The 17,213-nt window shown below is 39.2% G+C and carries 9 protein-coding genes; 3 read left to right on the top strand and 6 right to left on the bottom strand.

Annotation, left to right across the window (positions count from 1 at the left end; translation table 11 throughout):
* Window positions 1-49 precede the first annotated feature (49 nt).
* Window positions 50-1,489, top strand: a complete 1,440-nt coding sequence (gene cls / locus CZ225_RS20415; RefSeq protein ID WP_077155264.1) for a cardiolipin synthase — start codon at window positions 50-52, stop codon at window positions 1,487-1,489.
* Window positions 1,490-1,505: 16 nt separating this feature from the next.
* Here the strand turns inward: cls and CZ225_RS20410 are convergent, their stop codons facing one another.
* Genes CZ225_RS20410 through CZ225_RS20400 form a run of 3 tightly spaced genes read right to left on the bottom strand, consistent with a single transcriptional unit; the run spans window position 1,506 to window position 3,486 of the window.
* On the bottom strand, window positions 1,506-2,039 hold the full coding sequence (locus CZ225_RS20410) for an RsmD family RNA methyltransferase (protein ID WP_077155263.1): 534 nt from the start codon (window positions 2,037-2,039) through the stop codon (window positions 1,506-1,508).
* The gene (locus CZ225_RS20405; protein WP_077155262.1) at window positions 2,030-2,800 is read right to left on the bottom strand and encodes a DUF3822 family protein; all 771 of its coding nucleotides are present in this window, start codon (window positions 2,798-2,800) and stop codon (window positions 2,030-2,032) included. The genes CZ225_RS20410 and CZ225_RS20405 overlap by 10 nt, the downstream gene beginning before the upstream one ends.
* A complete protein-coding gene (locus tag CZ225_RS20400) occupies window positions 2,800-3,486 on the bottom strand; it encodes a hypothetical protein (RefSeq protein WP_077155261.1) in 687 nt (228 codons plus the stop codon). Before CZ225_RS20400 ends, CZ225_RS20405 begins: the two co-directional genes overlap by 1 nt.
* A gap of 96 nt (window positions 3,487-3,582) precedes the next feature.
* On the opposite strand from CZ225_RS20400, the gene CZ225_RS20395 reads away from it, so the two are divergent.
* Entirely contained in the window at window positions 3,583-5,001 is a 1,419-nt protein-coding gene (locus CZ225_RS20395; protein ID WP_077155260.1) for an ATP-dependent DNA helicase, read from the top strand.
* 124 nt (window positions 5,002-5,125) lie between these two features.
* Here the strand turns inward: CZ225_RS20395 and CZ225_RS20390 are convergent, their stop codons facing one another.
* Window positions 5,126-6,850 carry a SusD/RagB family nutrient-binding outer membrane lipoprotein gene (locus CZ225_RS20390; protein ID WP_077155259.1) on the bottom strand — a complete coding sequence of 575 codons (1,725 nt, stop codon included), beginning with the start codon at window positions 6,848-6,850 and terminating at the stop codon, window positions 5,126-5,128.
* Window positions 6,851-6,871: 21 nt separating this feature from the next.
* Window positions 6,872-10,291 (bottom strand): SusC/RagA family TonB-linked outer membrane protein, encoded by a 3,420-nt coding sequence (locus CZ225_RS20385; RefSeq protein ID WP_077155258.1) that lies wholly within the window; start codon window positions 10,289-10,291, stop codon window positions 6,872-6,874.
* 1,252 nt (window positions 10,292-11,543) lie between these two features.
* Here CZ225_RS20385 and CZ225_RS20375 point away from each other — a divergent pair.
* Window positions 11,544-14,816, top strand: a complete 3,273-nt coding sequence (locus CZ225_RS20375; protein ID WP_077155257.1) for a glycosyl hydrolase — start codon at window positions 11,544-11,546, stop codon at window positions 14,814-14,816.
* Between the two features lie 117 nt (window positions 14,817-14,933).
* Here the strand turns inward: CZ225_RS20375 and CZ225_RS20370 are convergent, their stop codons facing one another.
* Window positions 14,934-17,210, bottom strand: a complete 2,277-nt coding sequence (locus CZ225_RS20370) for a GH92 family glycosyl hydrolase (protein ID WP_077155913.1) — start codon at window positions 17,208-17,210, stop codon at window positions 14,934-14,936.
* Between the last annotated feature and the right edge of the window lie 3 nt (window positions 17,211-17,213).

The following is a 17,213-nucleotide window of genomic DNA, read 5'->3' as shown; positions in this document are numbered from 1 at the left end:
AAATTCTTCTATATTTGTTGTTTAGTATCCGTATAGAAAGGAGATTTTTATGATTGATTGGAATTATATAGTAAGCCAGATAGCAACAGTGGCTTTCGATATTGTCTATTTCGGAGCCATTATCGGTACGATTGTCATTATCATTCTTGACAACCGGAATCCGGTAAAGACTATGGCATGGATACTTATACTACTTTTTCTTCCTGTTGTAGGGCTCGTTTTCTATATTTTCTTTGGTAGAAGCCAGCGTCGGGAACGTATTATTGGCCAAAAGAGCTATAATCGGCTTTTAAAGAAACCGATGGCAGAATATCTGGCTCAGGATTGTTCTGATATACCTAATGAATATATCCGTCTTATTCAGCTTTTTCAACAGACCAATCAAGCTTTTCCATTCGAAGGAAATCGGGTTGCCGTTTATACGGAGGGGTATACCAAACTGCAGTCATTGTTACGTGAACTCCATAAGGCAAAGCAGCATATCCATATGGAATATTACATCTTTGAGGATGATGCTATAGGGCGTTTAGTCAGGGATGTGCTTATAGAGAAAGCAGTACAGGGGGTCGAGATACGAGTAATTTATGACGATGTTGGTTGCTGGCATGTACCTAATCGCTTTTTTGAGGAAATGCGTAATGCAGGGATTGAAGTCAGAAGTTTCTTAAAAGTGCGCTTTCCCTTATTTACCAGTAGGGTTAATTATCGGAACCATAGAAAGATAGTTGTTATTGACGGGCGGGTAGGATTTGTAGGAGGAATGAATCTGGCGGAACGCTATATGCGTGGCTTCTCTTGGGGAATCTGGCGTGATACTCATATTCTATTAGAAGGGAAGGCAGTACATGGACTGCAGACCGCATTTTTGCTCGATTGGTATTTTGTAGACCGTACGTTGATTACTGCTTCCCGTTATTTCCCAAAGATAGAAGCTTGCGGGAATACGTTAGTACAAACTGTTACAAGTGAACCTATCGGGCCGTGGAAAGAAATAATGCAAGGACTGACTATGGCTATTTCCGGAGCTAAAAAGTATTTCTATATACAGACTCCTTATTTTTTGCCAACAGAACAGATCTTAGCTGCAATGCAAGCAGCGGCATTGGCTGGAGTGGATGTTCGTTTGATGTTACCGGAACGTGCAGATAACCGGATTACTCATCTGGGATCACATTCATATTTAGCAGATGTGTTACAGGCAGGAGTTAAAGTTTATTTTTATCGAAAGGGTTTCTTACATTCCAAATTGATGGTTTCGGATGATATGCTCTCTACGGTAGGTTCTACCAATATTGATTTTCGTAGCTTCGAACATAATTTTGAAGTGAATGCTTTCATGTATGATATGAATACCGCACTTGAGATGAAGGAAATATTTCTTCAGGACCAGCGGGAAAGCACGCAAATCTTTTTAAAGAATTGGGTAAAGCGTTCTTGGAGACAAAAGGCAGCAGAGTCTGTTGTCCGTTTATTGGCTCCGCTGCTTTAGTAGGATAAAATATGCATTATCGGAATAAAGAAAAATTTACGCTACCGTAGATTCTTCTTTCTATGAAATGTGGATGATCTTCAAAATTGTTTTCTTTGCCATGTTCCAGAACGAATAGGCCGCCTTCTTTGAGCAATTCATTTTGGAATATTAGTTCGGGTATGGAGGCTAAATCTTTTAAGGCATAGGGAGGATCCGCAAAAATGAAATCGAACTTCTCACGACTGTTATTGACAAACTTAAATACATCTCCACGAACAGGCAGACATTTATCTGTTTGTACTTCATTCATTATTTTACAAATGAATGAATAGTGTGCCGGGTCTTTTTCTATGCTGATGACACGATCACAACCTCTGGATACCAACTCTATACTGATACTACCAGTACCTGCAAACAGATCAAGGGCTGTTACTCCATCTTCGAAATCAATATAATTGTTGAGTACATTAAACAGATTTTCTTTAGCAAAATCTGTAGTAGGACGTGCCTTGAAAGTTCGTGGCACATCAAATCTTCTTCGTTTATAAATTCCGCTGATTACTCGCATGATAATAAAGCTTGAATGTCAATGTTAGAAGCCGGGTTCATAACAAATACCTGTAGAATAAATTTTTTTAATTCGTTCATTAGGTTTCTTTTATCGGATAATATTCCTGTTAGATGTAATTCATCCCGTTCCTGATTGAACTCCATTTGTTTCCAGGTATATAATAAATAGTAGATACGATCTTCCGTATGCATGCAGTTAAAAGAGTTTGCTAACAATAAATGTCCTCTTTCGAAGCAATAAATATCAATAGCATCTTTGCGGAAAGAGGCATACATCTTTTTACTGTTTCCTAGTCTGCTTTTAATGGATAAATATTCTATGAGCGGGGTAGCTTGGGAATAGAAACGTGCTTCCGGATATTGTTCGTTTAAAAAAGCATATGTGCTTTTGTCAATTCCGAAAATGATAACTAAATTATTCTTTCTCAGGATATTGTAGATAATAGCTTCATTTTCCCTTTTGGAATGATTGTGATAAAATAAAAGTTCACATTGCTCTTCATCAAAGAAATCTAATGGCACTATTGTGAAACGTTTGCTTGCCATTATTATATTTATTCTTTTATATGAGCAACATAAAAAGTCCGATTCGTGAAAGATGTTTTTCAGATTGGCTGTGAGAGATATAGATGTATCTACCTCTTTTTCAATTAGTGATAATGAATCTTCGTTGATCGGATTATAGATAGAAAAAGAAAATCCATCCGTACTAAGACGGATGGATAAAGTATATTGTTTTGATTTAGTCAAATCAATCATTATTCCCAGTTTCCAGCACCATTGTTTGGCATATCTATAGACCCAACCATCAAACCTGAATATCTACCGGTTTGGTTATCCAAGTCTTTCAGATTGATAATTTCCTGTTTGTCAAGTCCGTTAAGATAAACTTCATATGGAGTTTTAACCTCGTACAAGCAAACAGCGGCACCTGATTGAGTAGTGTCATTTCTTACGATAAGTTCAAATTCAGCTCCATTGCCATAAGGAACAAATCTCATAGAATCAGCGTTAAAACCTTTAGGATAGATAGTATCCAACATAGCTACCCACATAGTATCACGTTTGAAATTTTCCAATCCCCATTTTTTTACTTCGTCAAAACGACCTGTCTTGTTAGCTCTGGTAATAATTTCCATAGCTTTCTTTTCAGTCATTCCGTCTTCCAATTGTTTGTCTGTCAATTCTCCTTCTTTTCTAACGAATGGTAATTTCTGTGTTTTGACGAAGTCAATCAATACGTCGAATTTATCGGCATAGCGTCCGCGGTGTACACTTTTGTATTCTTGTTGCGCCTTGCGGATGTTAATTAGGCGAGCTTTAACAGCTTCTTCTCTTACTTTTTGGGCATTTTCAAAATTGATAGGACCCATAATGCTGTTGTAGCAGATATAGATCAATGCAATCACGCAAAGCCCTAACACAATATTAAATACAGTTTTCATGATAAAATATGTTTTTTAGTTGTTATATTCGCATCGCAAAAATAGAATAAATTAATTTAAATACGATAGTTCCGGGAACTTTTTTCTCGTACAAAAATGATAAATAACTATTTAGAAAGGCAAATTAAGGAAAATTTTTCTTATCAACCAACTTTTGAGCAGGAAATAGCGGTAAAATCTCTTTCAGAGTTTTTGCTTTCCACAATAAATGAGGAGGTTTTCATTCTTCGTGGGTATGCAGGGACTGGTAAAACATCTTTGGTGGGGGCATTGGTCAAAACACTGGACAAGTTAGGCCAGAAGTCGGTATTGCTGGCTCCAACGGGACGTGCTGCTAAAGTTTTTTCAGCGTACGCAGGTCATTCGGCATTCACAATTCATAAGAAAATATATCGTCAGCGTTCTTTTTCGAATGAGATGACTAATTTCTCAATAAATGATAATTTGGCTACAAATACTCTTTTTATCGTAGATGAAGCTTCCATGATTTCCAATGAAGGTTTATCGGGTAGTATGTTTGGTACAGGCAGGTTATTGGATGATTTGATACAGTTTGTGTATTCAGGTGAAGGTTGTCGATTGTTACTGATGGGAGATACTGCACAGCTACCACCGGTAGGTGAGGAATTGAGTCCCGCACTTTTTGCAGATGCCTTAAAAGGATATGGTTTGGAAGTGCGTGAGGTAAATCTGACACAAGTGGTTCGTCAGGTACAAGAGTCAGGAATTCTTTGGAACGCAACTCAATTGCGCCAATTGATTATGGAAGATAAATGCTACTCTTTGCCTAAAATAAAGGTGAATGGTTTTCCGGATATAAAGCTATTACCCGGGACCGAGTTAATTGATGAATTGACGAAGTGTTACGAGCGTGACGGTATGGATGAAACGATTGTAATTTGTCGTTCTAATAAACGTGCGAACTTATATAATAATGGTATTCGTGCCCAAATTCTTTGGAGGGAAGATGAATTGAATACAGGGGATTTGCTGATGGTGGCAAAGAATAATTATTATTGGACAGAGCAGTATAAAGAGATGGATTTTTTAGCAAATGGGGAACTTGCGGTTGTACGGCGTGTTCGCCGAACGCGTGAGTTATATGGTTTCCGTTTTGCTGAAGTTACTCTGAAATTTCCGGATCAAAATGATTTTGAGTTAGATGCTAACCTGTTATTGGATACGTTGCACTCGGATACACCTGCCTTGCCAAAGACAGAAAATGACCGTTTGTTCTATGCGATACTTGAAGATTATGCAGATATTTCTTTAAAACAAGAACGGATGAAAAAGATGAAGGCTGATCCGCATTATAATGCTTTGCAAGTGAAATATGCGTATGCGGTAACTTGCCATAAAGCCCAGGGTGGACAATGGCAGAATGTATTTTTAGATCAGGGATATATGACGGATGAGTATCTGACTCCTGATTATTTCCGTTGGTTGTATACAGCGTTTACAAGAGCTACGAAGACCTTGTATTTAGTAAATTATCCCAAGGAACAGATAGAGTAAAATAATCCTATGAACGTTTTCAAGCACACTAATTGATGAAATCCTGATAGAAATATCACTGATAAATATATGAATAATAAGAAAGCGGCTTAATTCTTTTAAGCCGCTTTCTTATTATTCAATATTATTGGAAGTTGTTGGGCGTCTGGTATATTCCTGCGCCATTATTAGTGTCGGCAATATCCCACCACAGACGTGTTCCCTGTGTATCTACGTCTTTGGGACGGTTGGGGTTGGAAGACTCGCTGTCCGGATATCTCAAGCGTTTGATGAACTTGCCGTTAGGCACTTCTCCACCCGAATTGTTTCCATTCTTAGGAGTTTTCATAAATCTTGGATAATCTGTACGACGGAATTCAGCCCAACCCTCATTTCCATTCGGGTAAACAGCGATCCATTTCTGGGTAATAATTTGCTCAAGTTGTGCTTCTCTGTCAGTACCGTTGAAAGCTTCCAGACCTTTCAGATTGTTCATATATGCTTCAATCTTATCTTGTCCTTCTTTGTCTGCTCCGATCTGGTAATAACTGAATGAAGCTTCTATTCCCTTTTTATACAAATCTTTAGGATCTTCTGCACTCCATTTACGTAGAGCGGCTTCAGCACGCAGGAACAAACTTTCCGAGTATCCTAACCATGTGATTTCGCGTCCGTAACACCACCAATGCTTACGATCCAACTTCCGTTGGTCTTGTTTGATAAATACGCGGCTTGGTGAGTAAATAGTAGTATAACTTCTACCTAACGCTGTTTCTCCATTTTCACAACCATTAAAGTCTTTATCCGATTCTTTGGGTTCGTCTTGATTTAAGTCATCAAGTGCCGTAGGTCTCCACCATAAGATTTCGCACCGAGGGTCCAAGATACTTGATTGCTCCTTGTAGGCAATTTCCATTTCCTTAGACAATACAACATTAGCACTCCAGTTGTATAACAATGTGTAGATGTTTTCATTACCACCTGTTATATATGAATATTTAGGTGTTTGTTTCATATTGTCATCGTCATTTTGCATAAGACCGGAAGGATCCTCTAGTGCTTTCTTACCCTGTTCTTGAGCAACTTCCGGAGCTACATTAGAAATACGGAGAGCCAGACGCAAACGTAACGTATTAGCAAAACGCAACCATTTCTCTTTATCACCCGCATAACATTTATCATTTTCACCTAAGCTATATTGTGAAGTTGCCGGAGTATTGTGTAACTTTGTAATAGCCTGATCAAGTAATTTGAAAATAGTGTCGTATACATCCTTCTGATCCATATACTTCACTTTCTCGTCTGTTGGCATTGCACCTTTCACGTAATATTCTACAGGCACTGCACCATACGTATCTGTTAACATAGAAAGAAGGAATGCATAGTAGATACGGGTAATATAAAATGCGTTGTGATAACGATCTTTACCGCAGAACCAGAAGGTCTTGATCAACTGACTGTATTCTTCTACTGTACGGTTATCATAGAAGTGTTCCCAACGTTTTTTAGACCAATCATCTCTGTAACGATAGGTCGGAGAATCTGTAACGAAATCACTAACATTATTTGCGAAGTAAGCGGCATAAAAATCATGAGTAAGATTAGTTGTTATTTGATAGTCATTGTACACCCCTTCATAAGTAAAGTTGGCAAATACAGAGCCAATAGCACTTTCGGTACCTTGAAGGCTTTGTAGTGCGCTTTCGGACAGTTCGTAGTCAATATCAATGCCATCGGGAGTGGCTCCTATCACTTCCGGATTATATACCGGTGCATAAGGATTGGTATTCAATTCTTCAAAATCATGGCATGCTGTCAATCCCATTAACAGGGCACACAGAGCAAGCGGTTTATATAATTTGAATTTCATATATCTATCATTATTTGATGGTTAGAAACTAAAGTTTACTGAGAATCCGAAAGTACGGGTATAAGGTACAGCCATGAAGTCAATCGCTTGAGAGAACATTGTTGTATCATATCCACCTTCAGGACTTGTACCCGGGGTATGCTTCATTAAGTATGCCAGGTTACGGGCAACGAATGAAAGATTTAATGACTGAATAGGAGTCTTCTTCAACATACTCTTAGGGAATGAATAACCGAGTGACAACTCTTTCAATTTGATGAAAGATGCATCATAAATGAAATCTTCTGCTATCAAGGCTCCATAATAGTTAGATGCAGAGATTTTCGTTGTATTCGGAGTACCATCTTCATATACACCCGGGAATACCATCATGTAGTTGTCGTTTTCACCACGATTCATTGTACGTTTTGCAAGACCACTTCCGGTAGCATTCATTTCTGAGATGGAAATGATATCGCCACCAAACTTCATGTCGAACATAGCAGAAAGGGTGAATCCTTTATAAGTAAATGCCGGAGCTACAGACATTAACAAGTTCGGTTGTATATTTCCGATCGGATTAGCCAGACGTTCGTTTGCATCGGTTGTGGTCATTGGCAGACCGTTTTCCTTATTGATAAGGATATTACCTTTATCATCACGTTTGTACAGGGTCTTAGCGTAGATTTCTCCTAATTTATGACCTGGACGTGTACCTACATTTACTGGGAAGTTAGAGTCACCGTTGAAGTAGAGATAATCTACTCCCTCAGCCAGTTCTTTTACGTTAGAAACATTCTTGGCAAGATTGACATTCAAATCAAATGAGAAATCTTTTGTCTGAATCGGAGTTGAATAAATCATCATTTCAAATCCTTTGTTGGTAATCAAACCGGCATTAACCCATTTGCCACCACTCCAAGGAGCTGCTGCAGGAACTTTCATGATCTGGTTCTTGGTGCGGCTGGTGTAATAGGTAAAGTCAAATCCCAGACGGTTGTTAAGGAACTTCATATCCAAACCTGCTTCATAAGAAGTTGCGATTTCCGGTTTCAACTGGTCGTTCATTTTCACATTTGATTTACTTGGTATCAATTCACCTTTTTCAAATTTGAATGCGTAAGTGTTATACAATTGATAAGGAGATGTGTCTTTACCAACTTGTGCTGCTGAAAGACGAACCTTAGCAAAGGTTATCCAGCTAGGTAATGGCTTATCCAATGAACGGACAAAGTCTGAAATCACAAAGCTAAGGTTGGCAGATGGGTAGAAGAAGGAGTTGTTTTGTTGTGGAAGGGTAGACGACCAGTCATTACGGGCAGTCAAATCCAATGACAAATATTCTTTCCATGCCAACTGTACAGAACCGAATACAGAGTTAGTAGCTCTTTCAAATCCTGATTCACCTGCTGTATTCAACATATTAGCTGCATTGAATATCCATTGTCCTTTATCAAGCATATTACGTACGCCAGCGTTTAACGATTCATTCTTTTGATACATAAAGTTAGCACCTACAGAAAATCCTAAACGGAAGTTTTCAGTCAGCTGTTTGTCTCCGAGCAATACAAATTCCGCATTTGATTCGAAGAAGTTATCTTCAGAACGGTCAAATGAGTCGTCTGTAATATCTTTCATGCTACTTTCACCGTTAATGCCATCTCCTGCATTTGTATCTTGGATACGTGTACGATAGTAGTCGAATGCATATTTTGCAGAAAGGTGTAACCAATCTGTAAAGTTGATTTTAGCACCGTAGTAACCGAAAGCTCTCCAACGTTCGTCTGAGTTGTGACGTTGGTTCAGTACATAGTAAGGATTACGTATGCCGGCGGTAGGTCCTGTCCAGTTTACATGTGCATTACTTGCATTAGAATATTGTTTCAGGTCATCCAGACGAATATTATTAGGAATACCCATCAACTGAGCAATAGCTCCATAAGTTCCGAAATAAGGACGATCTTCTGCTTTGGTACGTGATAGAGATATTTTTCCGTCCATCGAGAAATATTTGTTCATTTCCATTCCGGCATTCAAGTCAAGGTTGATCCTGTTCAGTTTCTCATTAGGAAATACTCCCTTGTTGCTAGAGCTACCGAAAGAAGCGCGGAAGTGCGATTTTTCAGTCACATTGCTTACAGCTACATTATGATTCTGTGCGAAACCTACATTGAAATAGTCTTCCAGTTTGTTTCCATATTTTGAGTAAGCATACGTATCTCCATTCCATGCTTTTTGCATACTGCCGTCCAATACAGGTCCCCAACTGGAGGAATCTTTCGGATCATAAGTTGCATAGAACTGAGAAAGTGGATTCTTATCATCATCTTGTGTGACGATATGACCTTGACCATATCTATCCTGCATTTCAAGAGTTCCGGCTACTTGACTCCAGGTAAAGTTACCGTTATATTGTACTCCGAATCCATCCTTTTTACTACCTTTCTTTGTTGTAACCAGGATTACACCATTACCGGCACGTGAACCGTATAGGGCGGCAGCATTCGGACCTTTCAATACAGAAATAGATTCGATGTCTTCCGGGTTGATATCGACAGCAGAACCTCCGCGGTCTACACCACCGTAGTAAGATGCATCCGAATTGTTGTTGTCGCTGAAAGGGACACCGTCCACAATCCACAATGGTTGGTTATTGTCTGATAATGATGAGTTACCACGAATGGTGATTTTAGTAGAACCTCCTAAACCTGTTCCCGATGAATTCATTTGCAAACCGGCTACTTTACCTTGCAGTGCACTGGTTACAGAAGGGTCACCCGTCTTGTTCAATTGCTCACTTTTGATTTCCTGTACAGCATATCCCAGCATTTTCTTCTCGCGTTTGATACCCAAAGCGGTAACGACTACCTCGTCAATAACTTGTGTATCATCAGATAAAGTAATATTGATATTGCTTTCTTTGGCAGGAACTTCTAATGTTTTATACCCTATATAAGAGAATACTAATATAGGATTAGCTCCGTTGACTTTTAACGAATAGTTACCATCTATATCAGTGATAGTACCATGACTGGTCCCTTTAAGCAAAATACTTACACCGATTAATGGCTCTCCTTTAGTATCAATAACCTGTCCTTTAATGGTGCGTTCCTGACCTACCTGTTGCTGGCTGGCCTGAGGTGCATTCTTTTCAGACAAGTAGATGATGTTGTCTTCTACTTTGAAAGAAATATTTGTTCCTTTCAAAAGAGTACTTAATACGCTTTCCAAAGAAGCGTCCTTTACATTCAATGCATTTACACTGACCGTAGATAGTTTGTCGTTATAAAAAAACTGGTACTTGGATTGGGATTGAATTTGTTTGATCACAGTTCCCAAATTTGTGCGTGACGTTGATAATGTCAGTTGTGCAAAAGCCCATTGAGATGGGATGATCACAAACAATAAAATCAATAAAGTCCGAAATAGATTCGACACTCGTCGTGAACGATTGCTTTTCATAAACTAAAATTAATGGTTATACATTAGTTAATTATTTATCGCTTAATGCAGGGCGGGATCCGCTTTTTTCCGCCGTTTGATAATAAAACAACGATATTTTAATAAACACTTAGCCTAAATCTTCTTTTTTTTAAAGAAATCTTTGAAAAGGTATTGCATAGTCGGTTGTATAACAATAGTTCGTTCAACTTATGATTAACCTTTATACCTCAATCGCTACAAATTCAATACCCTTTTCCCCGTTTTTTGATTTATTCCCGAATCCGACTGAACCCCTGACACAGAAATAAATCGTTGCATAAAGAAAATATGGCAGCATAGTCTGCCTCCTCCTAACAAAAAACATCATTTTCTCTATCAACCTATCACCAACCTTCGGAAACTCCTTGTTGATCGCGCTTTGGAGTGGTGATAGGTTGTTATTTTATCTATCACCTCATCTATCACCTATCACCCATCACTTTTGCCGATATACTCTTCGTTTTGAGATGACAGATAACTTTTGAGCTCCTTATTAATAGTAAACATCCGTTTCATTAATAACAAACTTCCTGTTCCTTAATACCTAACTTCTTTTCCTCTGATAGATAAATTACTCTTTATTGGGACTAAACTATAAACAAAAGTTGCATTTTTATAAATGAAGCTTGCGTTTTTATAAATGAAACTTGCGTTTTTATAAACGGAACTTGCATTTATAGATTTTGATGAATAAAGAACAACTTTACCATTAAATGACAGAAAGTTTATCCTAGGAGCAGAAGAACTAATCTATTAATGCTTCTGTTCGTCACTTATAATATAGTGAGACTATGGATATGGGAAATCGAATTCAAAGTGAGGGCAAACGGCTGCTCTCACTCATCTCTGATAGTTGCTCTCACTCCTGAAATGTCTATAAATAGGGAGATACAAACGAAAAGTGAGAGCGTGAGAGCAAATACTGGATCAAATTAGTTTTCTCCAATCGTATTTCTGTCATCTCGGAACCGTTATGAATTAAATGACAAAATAATATTTTGTTTAACTTCTTTGTGGCTGGATTATTTCATAATACTATCAACCAATTGCGAAAACATATCTATCTGATTTTATTATATTGGGATAGATTGTCTGTAGGTTGGCTAAATTATCAATAATTCTTTTGCAAATGTGAATTAAATTGACGAATATTGTGCAATTGTTTTATACATGAGGTTCTACATAGCTCTTGTATTATCCAAATGTTACTTCATTCTAAAAATATATTATTATGAGAAATACACTTTTATTGGTTTCCATCATCGGGTTCTTAATTGGTACATCTATTCCTATTAAAGCACAAGTTGCTGTCACTCCATCTGTGGAAGAACTTTATTCACCTTTTAATGATTCGGATATAAATAAGTTCAAATCTCCGGATAAGGTTTTCTACCCGGAGACCTGGTTCCACTATATAGGAGGTAATGTATCGATCGAAGGGATTACAAAAGATTTGGAAGCGATCGCCGGTGCCGGATTTTCCGGAGTGCATTTGTTTCATGGACAATTTGGCGGTCCATGGCCGGGAGTGGAACCACAAATAACGTGTCTTAGTCCTTTATGGGATGGAATGGTAAAACATACGGGCGAAGAGTGCCAACGACTGGGTTTGCGATTTACCATGCAGAATTGTCCCGGATGGGCAATGTCCGGGGGACCATGGATCAAGCCTTCTAATGCTATGCGCCATTTGGCATGGAGCAGGACGGATGTTTTGGGAAATGGCACGGAAATTACAAGAAATCTTCCTATCCCTCAACCAAGTGATGAAGAGTGGAGAAACTATAATGATTTAATGGTAATTGCATTCCCAACTCCAAAAGATGATACTGGTGAACCGCTGAATCCTTCTTCTTTTAAAAGTAATAAGCAAGAAATGTGGAATGATTATTTCTTGGGTAAGGCAAAAGATGCGATGCGCCTAACTTCCACATCTGCTGATAATCCTTATTGGATAGAAGTCGAATTCCCAAGTGAAACCGTTGTCCGGACTTTGGAGTTTCCTTCCATCAATGAAGCCAATCATCCTTGGTGTTTCGTACCGGGTATTCAGGTAAAACTGGAGGCTTATTTATCTGACGGAACTATTCAGGAAGTACTGAATACAGATTTACCTCAAAGCAACTGGCAGGATAATTATCCTATATCACTGGCTTGTTCTGAAACAAAAGGTGCGAAGAAATATCGGATTTCTATTGTTAATCAACATGATATAGCACTGAGATCGCTACGTCTGTTTTCTGCTTCCCGGAAAAATAGCTGGGAGTCGGAAGCTGGTTGGACTCTAAGAAGCATTGAAAGAAGCGGAGATGGTAAACAAACTGCGGTAGAAACCTTTGTGAATTCAACTGAGGTCATTGACATTACGACTTTAATGGACGAAAAGGGAAATTTGAGGTGGAAAGCTCCCAAGGGTGAATGGACAGTATTGCGTGTCGGACATGTTAATACTGGACAACGTAATTCTCCTGCACCTCCTGAAGGAACAGGTTGGGAGTGCAATAAGCTCTCGACAGAAGGCTCGAATACTCATTTTGCCGGTTATATCGGACGTTTGTCCGGAGAGAATGGTCCGTTGTCGAACGGGTTGTTAAAAGGAATGCTGATGGACAGTTGGGAATGTCGGACCCAAACTTGGACAACCGGATTGGATAAGGAATTTGAGCAAATGATGGGATATTCATTGCAGAAATGGTTACCGGCACTTTTCGGTTATGTGGTAGATGATCAGGAGAGTACATTTCGTTTTTTGTGTGATTGGCGTAGAGTACTGAATAAACTCTTTGTCCATAATTTCTATGGTAATATGGCAAAATTGGCAAAGCAGAACCATCTTTCTATTACTTATGAAACGGCAGCCGGTGATGTCTTTCCGGCGGACATTCTGGAATATTATAAATTTGCTGATGTACCGATGTGCGAGTTCTGGCAACCTTTAATGGATAATTTTGTCGGTTCACTCAATTTTAAACCGATAAAGCCGACTACTTCAGCTGCCCGTATTTATGGCAAACCACGTATTGCAGCAGAAGCTTTTACTTCATTCTCCCATACTTGGGATGAACATTGGCAGATGCTGAAAGAGGTCGCTAATATAAATTGTATAGAAGGAGTCACTCATTTGGTTTTCCATACATATACTCATAATCCGAATGTTGCTTCTCTTGCACCGGGAACTTCTTTCTCGGGTGCTGGTATCGGTACTCCTTTCTTGCGTGGGCAAACATGGTGGAAATATATGCCTGAGTTTACTACCTATTTGGCTCGTTGCAGTTATTTGATGGAGAGAGGAAAGCCGGTATCGGATGTCCTTTGGTATTTAGGTGATGAAATCAATCACAAACCGGATCAAAATGCACCTTTCCCCATAGGATTTAAGTATGATTATTGTAATCAGGATGTTTTGTTGAATCGTTTGGCTGTTGATAATGGTGATGTGATTACTCCTGAAGGACTTCGTTATCGTGTGCTTTGGCTACCGGAAGCTCCACGTATGTGTGTGGAAACGTTGGATAAGTTATATACGCTTATTCAAGCGGGAGCGACTGTTATTGGAGAAGCACCGGTTGGTTTAGCTACCCTTTCCGGTGGAAAGGCAGCTCAGAAGCATTTTAATAAGATGGTTAAAAAGATTTGGGGTAATAATGCCCGGCAAGGTATTCGACCAATTGGAAAAGGCCGGATGATAAGTGGAATGACTTTGGATGAGGCTTTAACGAAGTTGAATATGGAACCGGATGTAAAAGGTCGGGATGTATTGTGGTCACATAGGAATGTTGATCAAGCTGATTGGTATTATGTGGCAGCTCCTCAAGGCAAGGAATTTGCTGGACAGTTGGATTTTCGGAATAAAGGCAATGTTGAGATATGGGATCCTTTGACTGGTGATGTGACACCGGCTGTTTATGAGACAAAAGGAGACCGGACTATGGTAACAGTGGATTTACCTCAGGCAGGTTCATGCTTTGTTGTTTTTCGTAAAGACAGACCGGTTACAGAAATAGTAGCAAAGGAAAAGAAAGTGATAGCAACCATTCCGTTCACTAATACTTGGAAAGTAGAATTCCCTGCTGGATGGGGAGCACCGGAAACACTTCAACTGACTGATTTGAAGGCTTGGAAAGATTTAGATCTTTCGGCTGAAGCTAAGGCTTTCTCGGGAACTGTAGATTATAGTACAACTTTTGAGGTAGATAAAAGTCGTGATGCAAACTATATTCTTGATTTAGGAAAAGTGGATATGATTGCTGAGGTGGTTCTCAATGATAATCCTATACGGATTCTTTGGACATCGCCTTATCAAGCTGATATCACGAAGGCTCTTCGATCAGGAAAAAATCAACTAACTGTAAAAGTGACGAGTACATGGTTTAACCGTCTTGTTTTTGATGCTGCCCAACCTGAAAATGAAAGAAAGACTTGGGTGTTAAGATGGCCTGATAAAAATGCTGCATTAAAGGAAAGCGGGTTGATGGGACCGGTTTCTGTCCTAGTTGAACAATAACTGGATATTGAATCGCTATGCTGATATAGATAATGAAATTTCCCCTTGTTACAAAGTAGCAAGGGGAAATCTTGAATAGAGGCTTTGGGCACTCTTTTATTATAGATGGACAAAAACTTACTTCTTCAATTCTTTAGAGAATGAATAAGGAGCATCATCGTCTTTTGTTCCTCGGTTACGGTTTGGCTGATCACCCATTTGAACTTTCATTAGTCCTCCTTTTAATAGATCTTCATGACGGAAATAATTCTTAGTATAATTAGTACCGTTGAAGTCTAAAGATTCGATATAGAGATTTTTCTTATCATTATTAGGTGCATCGATCACTAGGTTATTACCGTTTTCGAAGTGAAGAGTAGCTTTCTTAAAGAGCGGAGCTCCTGTAACGTACTCATTACTTCCCGGGCATACTGGATAGAAACCTAATGCAGAGAATACATACCAAGCAGAAGTTTGTCCATTATCTTCGTCGCCACAGTAACCGTCCGGTCCCGGAGTGTACATCCGATTCATAACTTGGCGTAACCAATATTGAGCTTTCCAAGGTTCACCTGCATAATTGTACATATAGATCATATGCTGGATAGGTTGGTTACCATGTGCATAGTTACCCATATTCATTACGGTCATTTCACGAATCTCATGGATAACACCACCATAATAACTCTCATCGAAAATAGGAGGAACGGAGAATACAGAATCCAGCATCTGAACGAAATCTTGTTTTCCACCCATTAAGTCGATCAGTCCTTGAGGATCGTGGAATACAGACCAAGAATAGTGCCAGCTATTACCTTCTGTAAAGGCATCCCCCCATTTTAATGGAGAGAATGGAGACTGGAACTGTCCGTCTTTATTGCGTCCACGCATCAATTTGGATTCTTTATCATATACATTCTTATAATTCATGGCACGTTTAGCAAAGAGTTCGATTTCCTTCTTCGGACGTTTTAGTTCTTTAGCCATTTTGTAGATACACCAGTCATCGTAAGCATATTCCAATGTACGTGCAGTATTTTCATTGATCTTCACATCATAAGGAACGTAACCCAATTTATTATAATACTCATGTCCCAAACGACCTGTAGATGATACATGCGGATGAACATTTTCTGCTCCGTGAACTAGTCCTTCATATAGTGTCTGGGCATCATCCACTTTGACTCCTTTCATATAAGCATCTACCAATACAGAAGCTGAGTTGTTTCCGATCATACAGCCACGATGTCCCGGACTTGCCCATTCCGGGAAGAAGCCGCTTTCTTTGTAAGTGTTGATCAGTCCTTCCTGCATTTCTTTGTTCATAGAAGGGTACATCAGGTTTAACAATGGGAATAAGCAACGGAATGTGTCCCAGAAACCTGTATCAGTGAACATATATCCTGGTAAAACCTTACCATTGTATGGACTGTAATGAACCGGTTTGCCGGCAGCATCAAATTCATAGAATTTACGTGGGAAGAGCAGAGAACGATATAAGCAAGAATAGAATGTACGATATTGATCGAGATTTCCACCTTCTACTTCAATTTTGCCTAATACTTGATTCCAAGCTTCTTTTCCTTTTTCTGCCACTTGCTCCAATTGGTCGTTTCCAAGTTCCTTCATGTTAAGAGCTGCTTGCTCAAAACTGATGAAAGAAGAAGCTACGCGGGCATTCACCTGTTCACCTTTGTGAGTCTGGAAACCGATGATAGCACCTGCATGGTCTGTAGTCTGTTCTGCAACATTCTCTTGCACTGCTCCGTTATTAACAGTCGCTTTGTAAGTGAAAGGCTTATCAAACTCGATGATAAAGTAATTCTTGAAGTTTTCGGGCACACCTCCACTATTACGGGTGGTATAACCTATAACCTTATTTTCTTCGGGAATTACCTTGATGTAAGATCCTTTGTTGAAAGCATCGATTACAACATATGAATCTTTGCTGTCAGGAAAGGTAAAACGGAAGATAGCCGCACGATCTGTAGGTGCCATTTCTGTTACGACGTCGTGTTCTGCAAGATATACCTTATAATAATAGGGAGTAGCTTCTTCACCTTTGTGAGAAAACCAACTTGCACGTTTTTCTTCGTTAAACTCAGGCTTGCCTACTACAGGCATGATAGAGAACTGGCCGTAGTCGTTAATCCATGGACTAGGTTGGTGAGTTTGTTTGAATCCACGAATTTTATTGGCTGTATAGACATATTGCCATCCGTCACCCATCTTTCCGGTTTGGGGAGTCCAGAAATTCATTCCCCAAGGGCGGGCAATGGCGGGATAGGTGTTACCTGTTGATAACTCGAAAGTAGACTGTGTACCCATCAATGGATTGACGTACTGTGTCCAGTCATCGGCATGCGAGAAGAGTGCTATGCTAAATACATAGACTGATAATAAAAATTTTTTCATGTT

Source organism: Bacteroides bouchesdurhonensis, assembly GCF_900155865.1.
Lineage (GTDB): Bacteria > Bacteroidota > Bacteroidia > Bacteroidales > Bacteroidaceae > Bacteroides > Bacteroides bouchesdurhonensis.
Note: the sequence above shows the minus strand (reverse complement) of the source record. Positions and strands in the feature narration are given on the sequence as shown.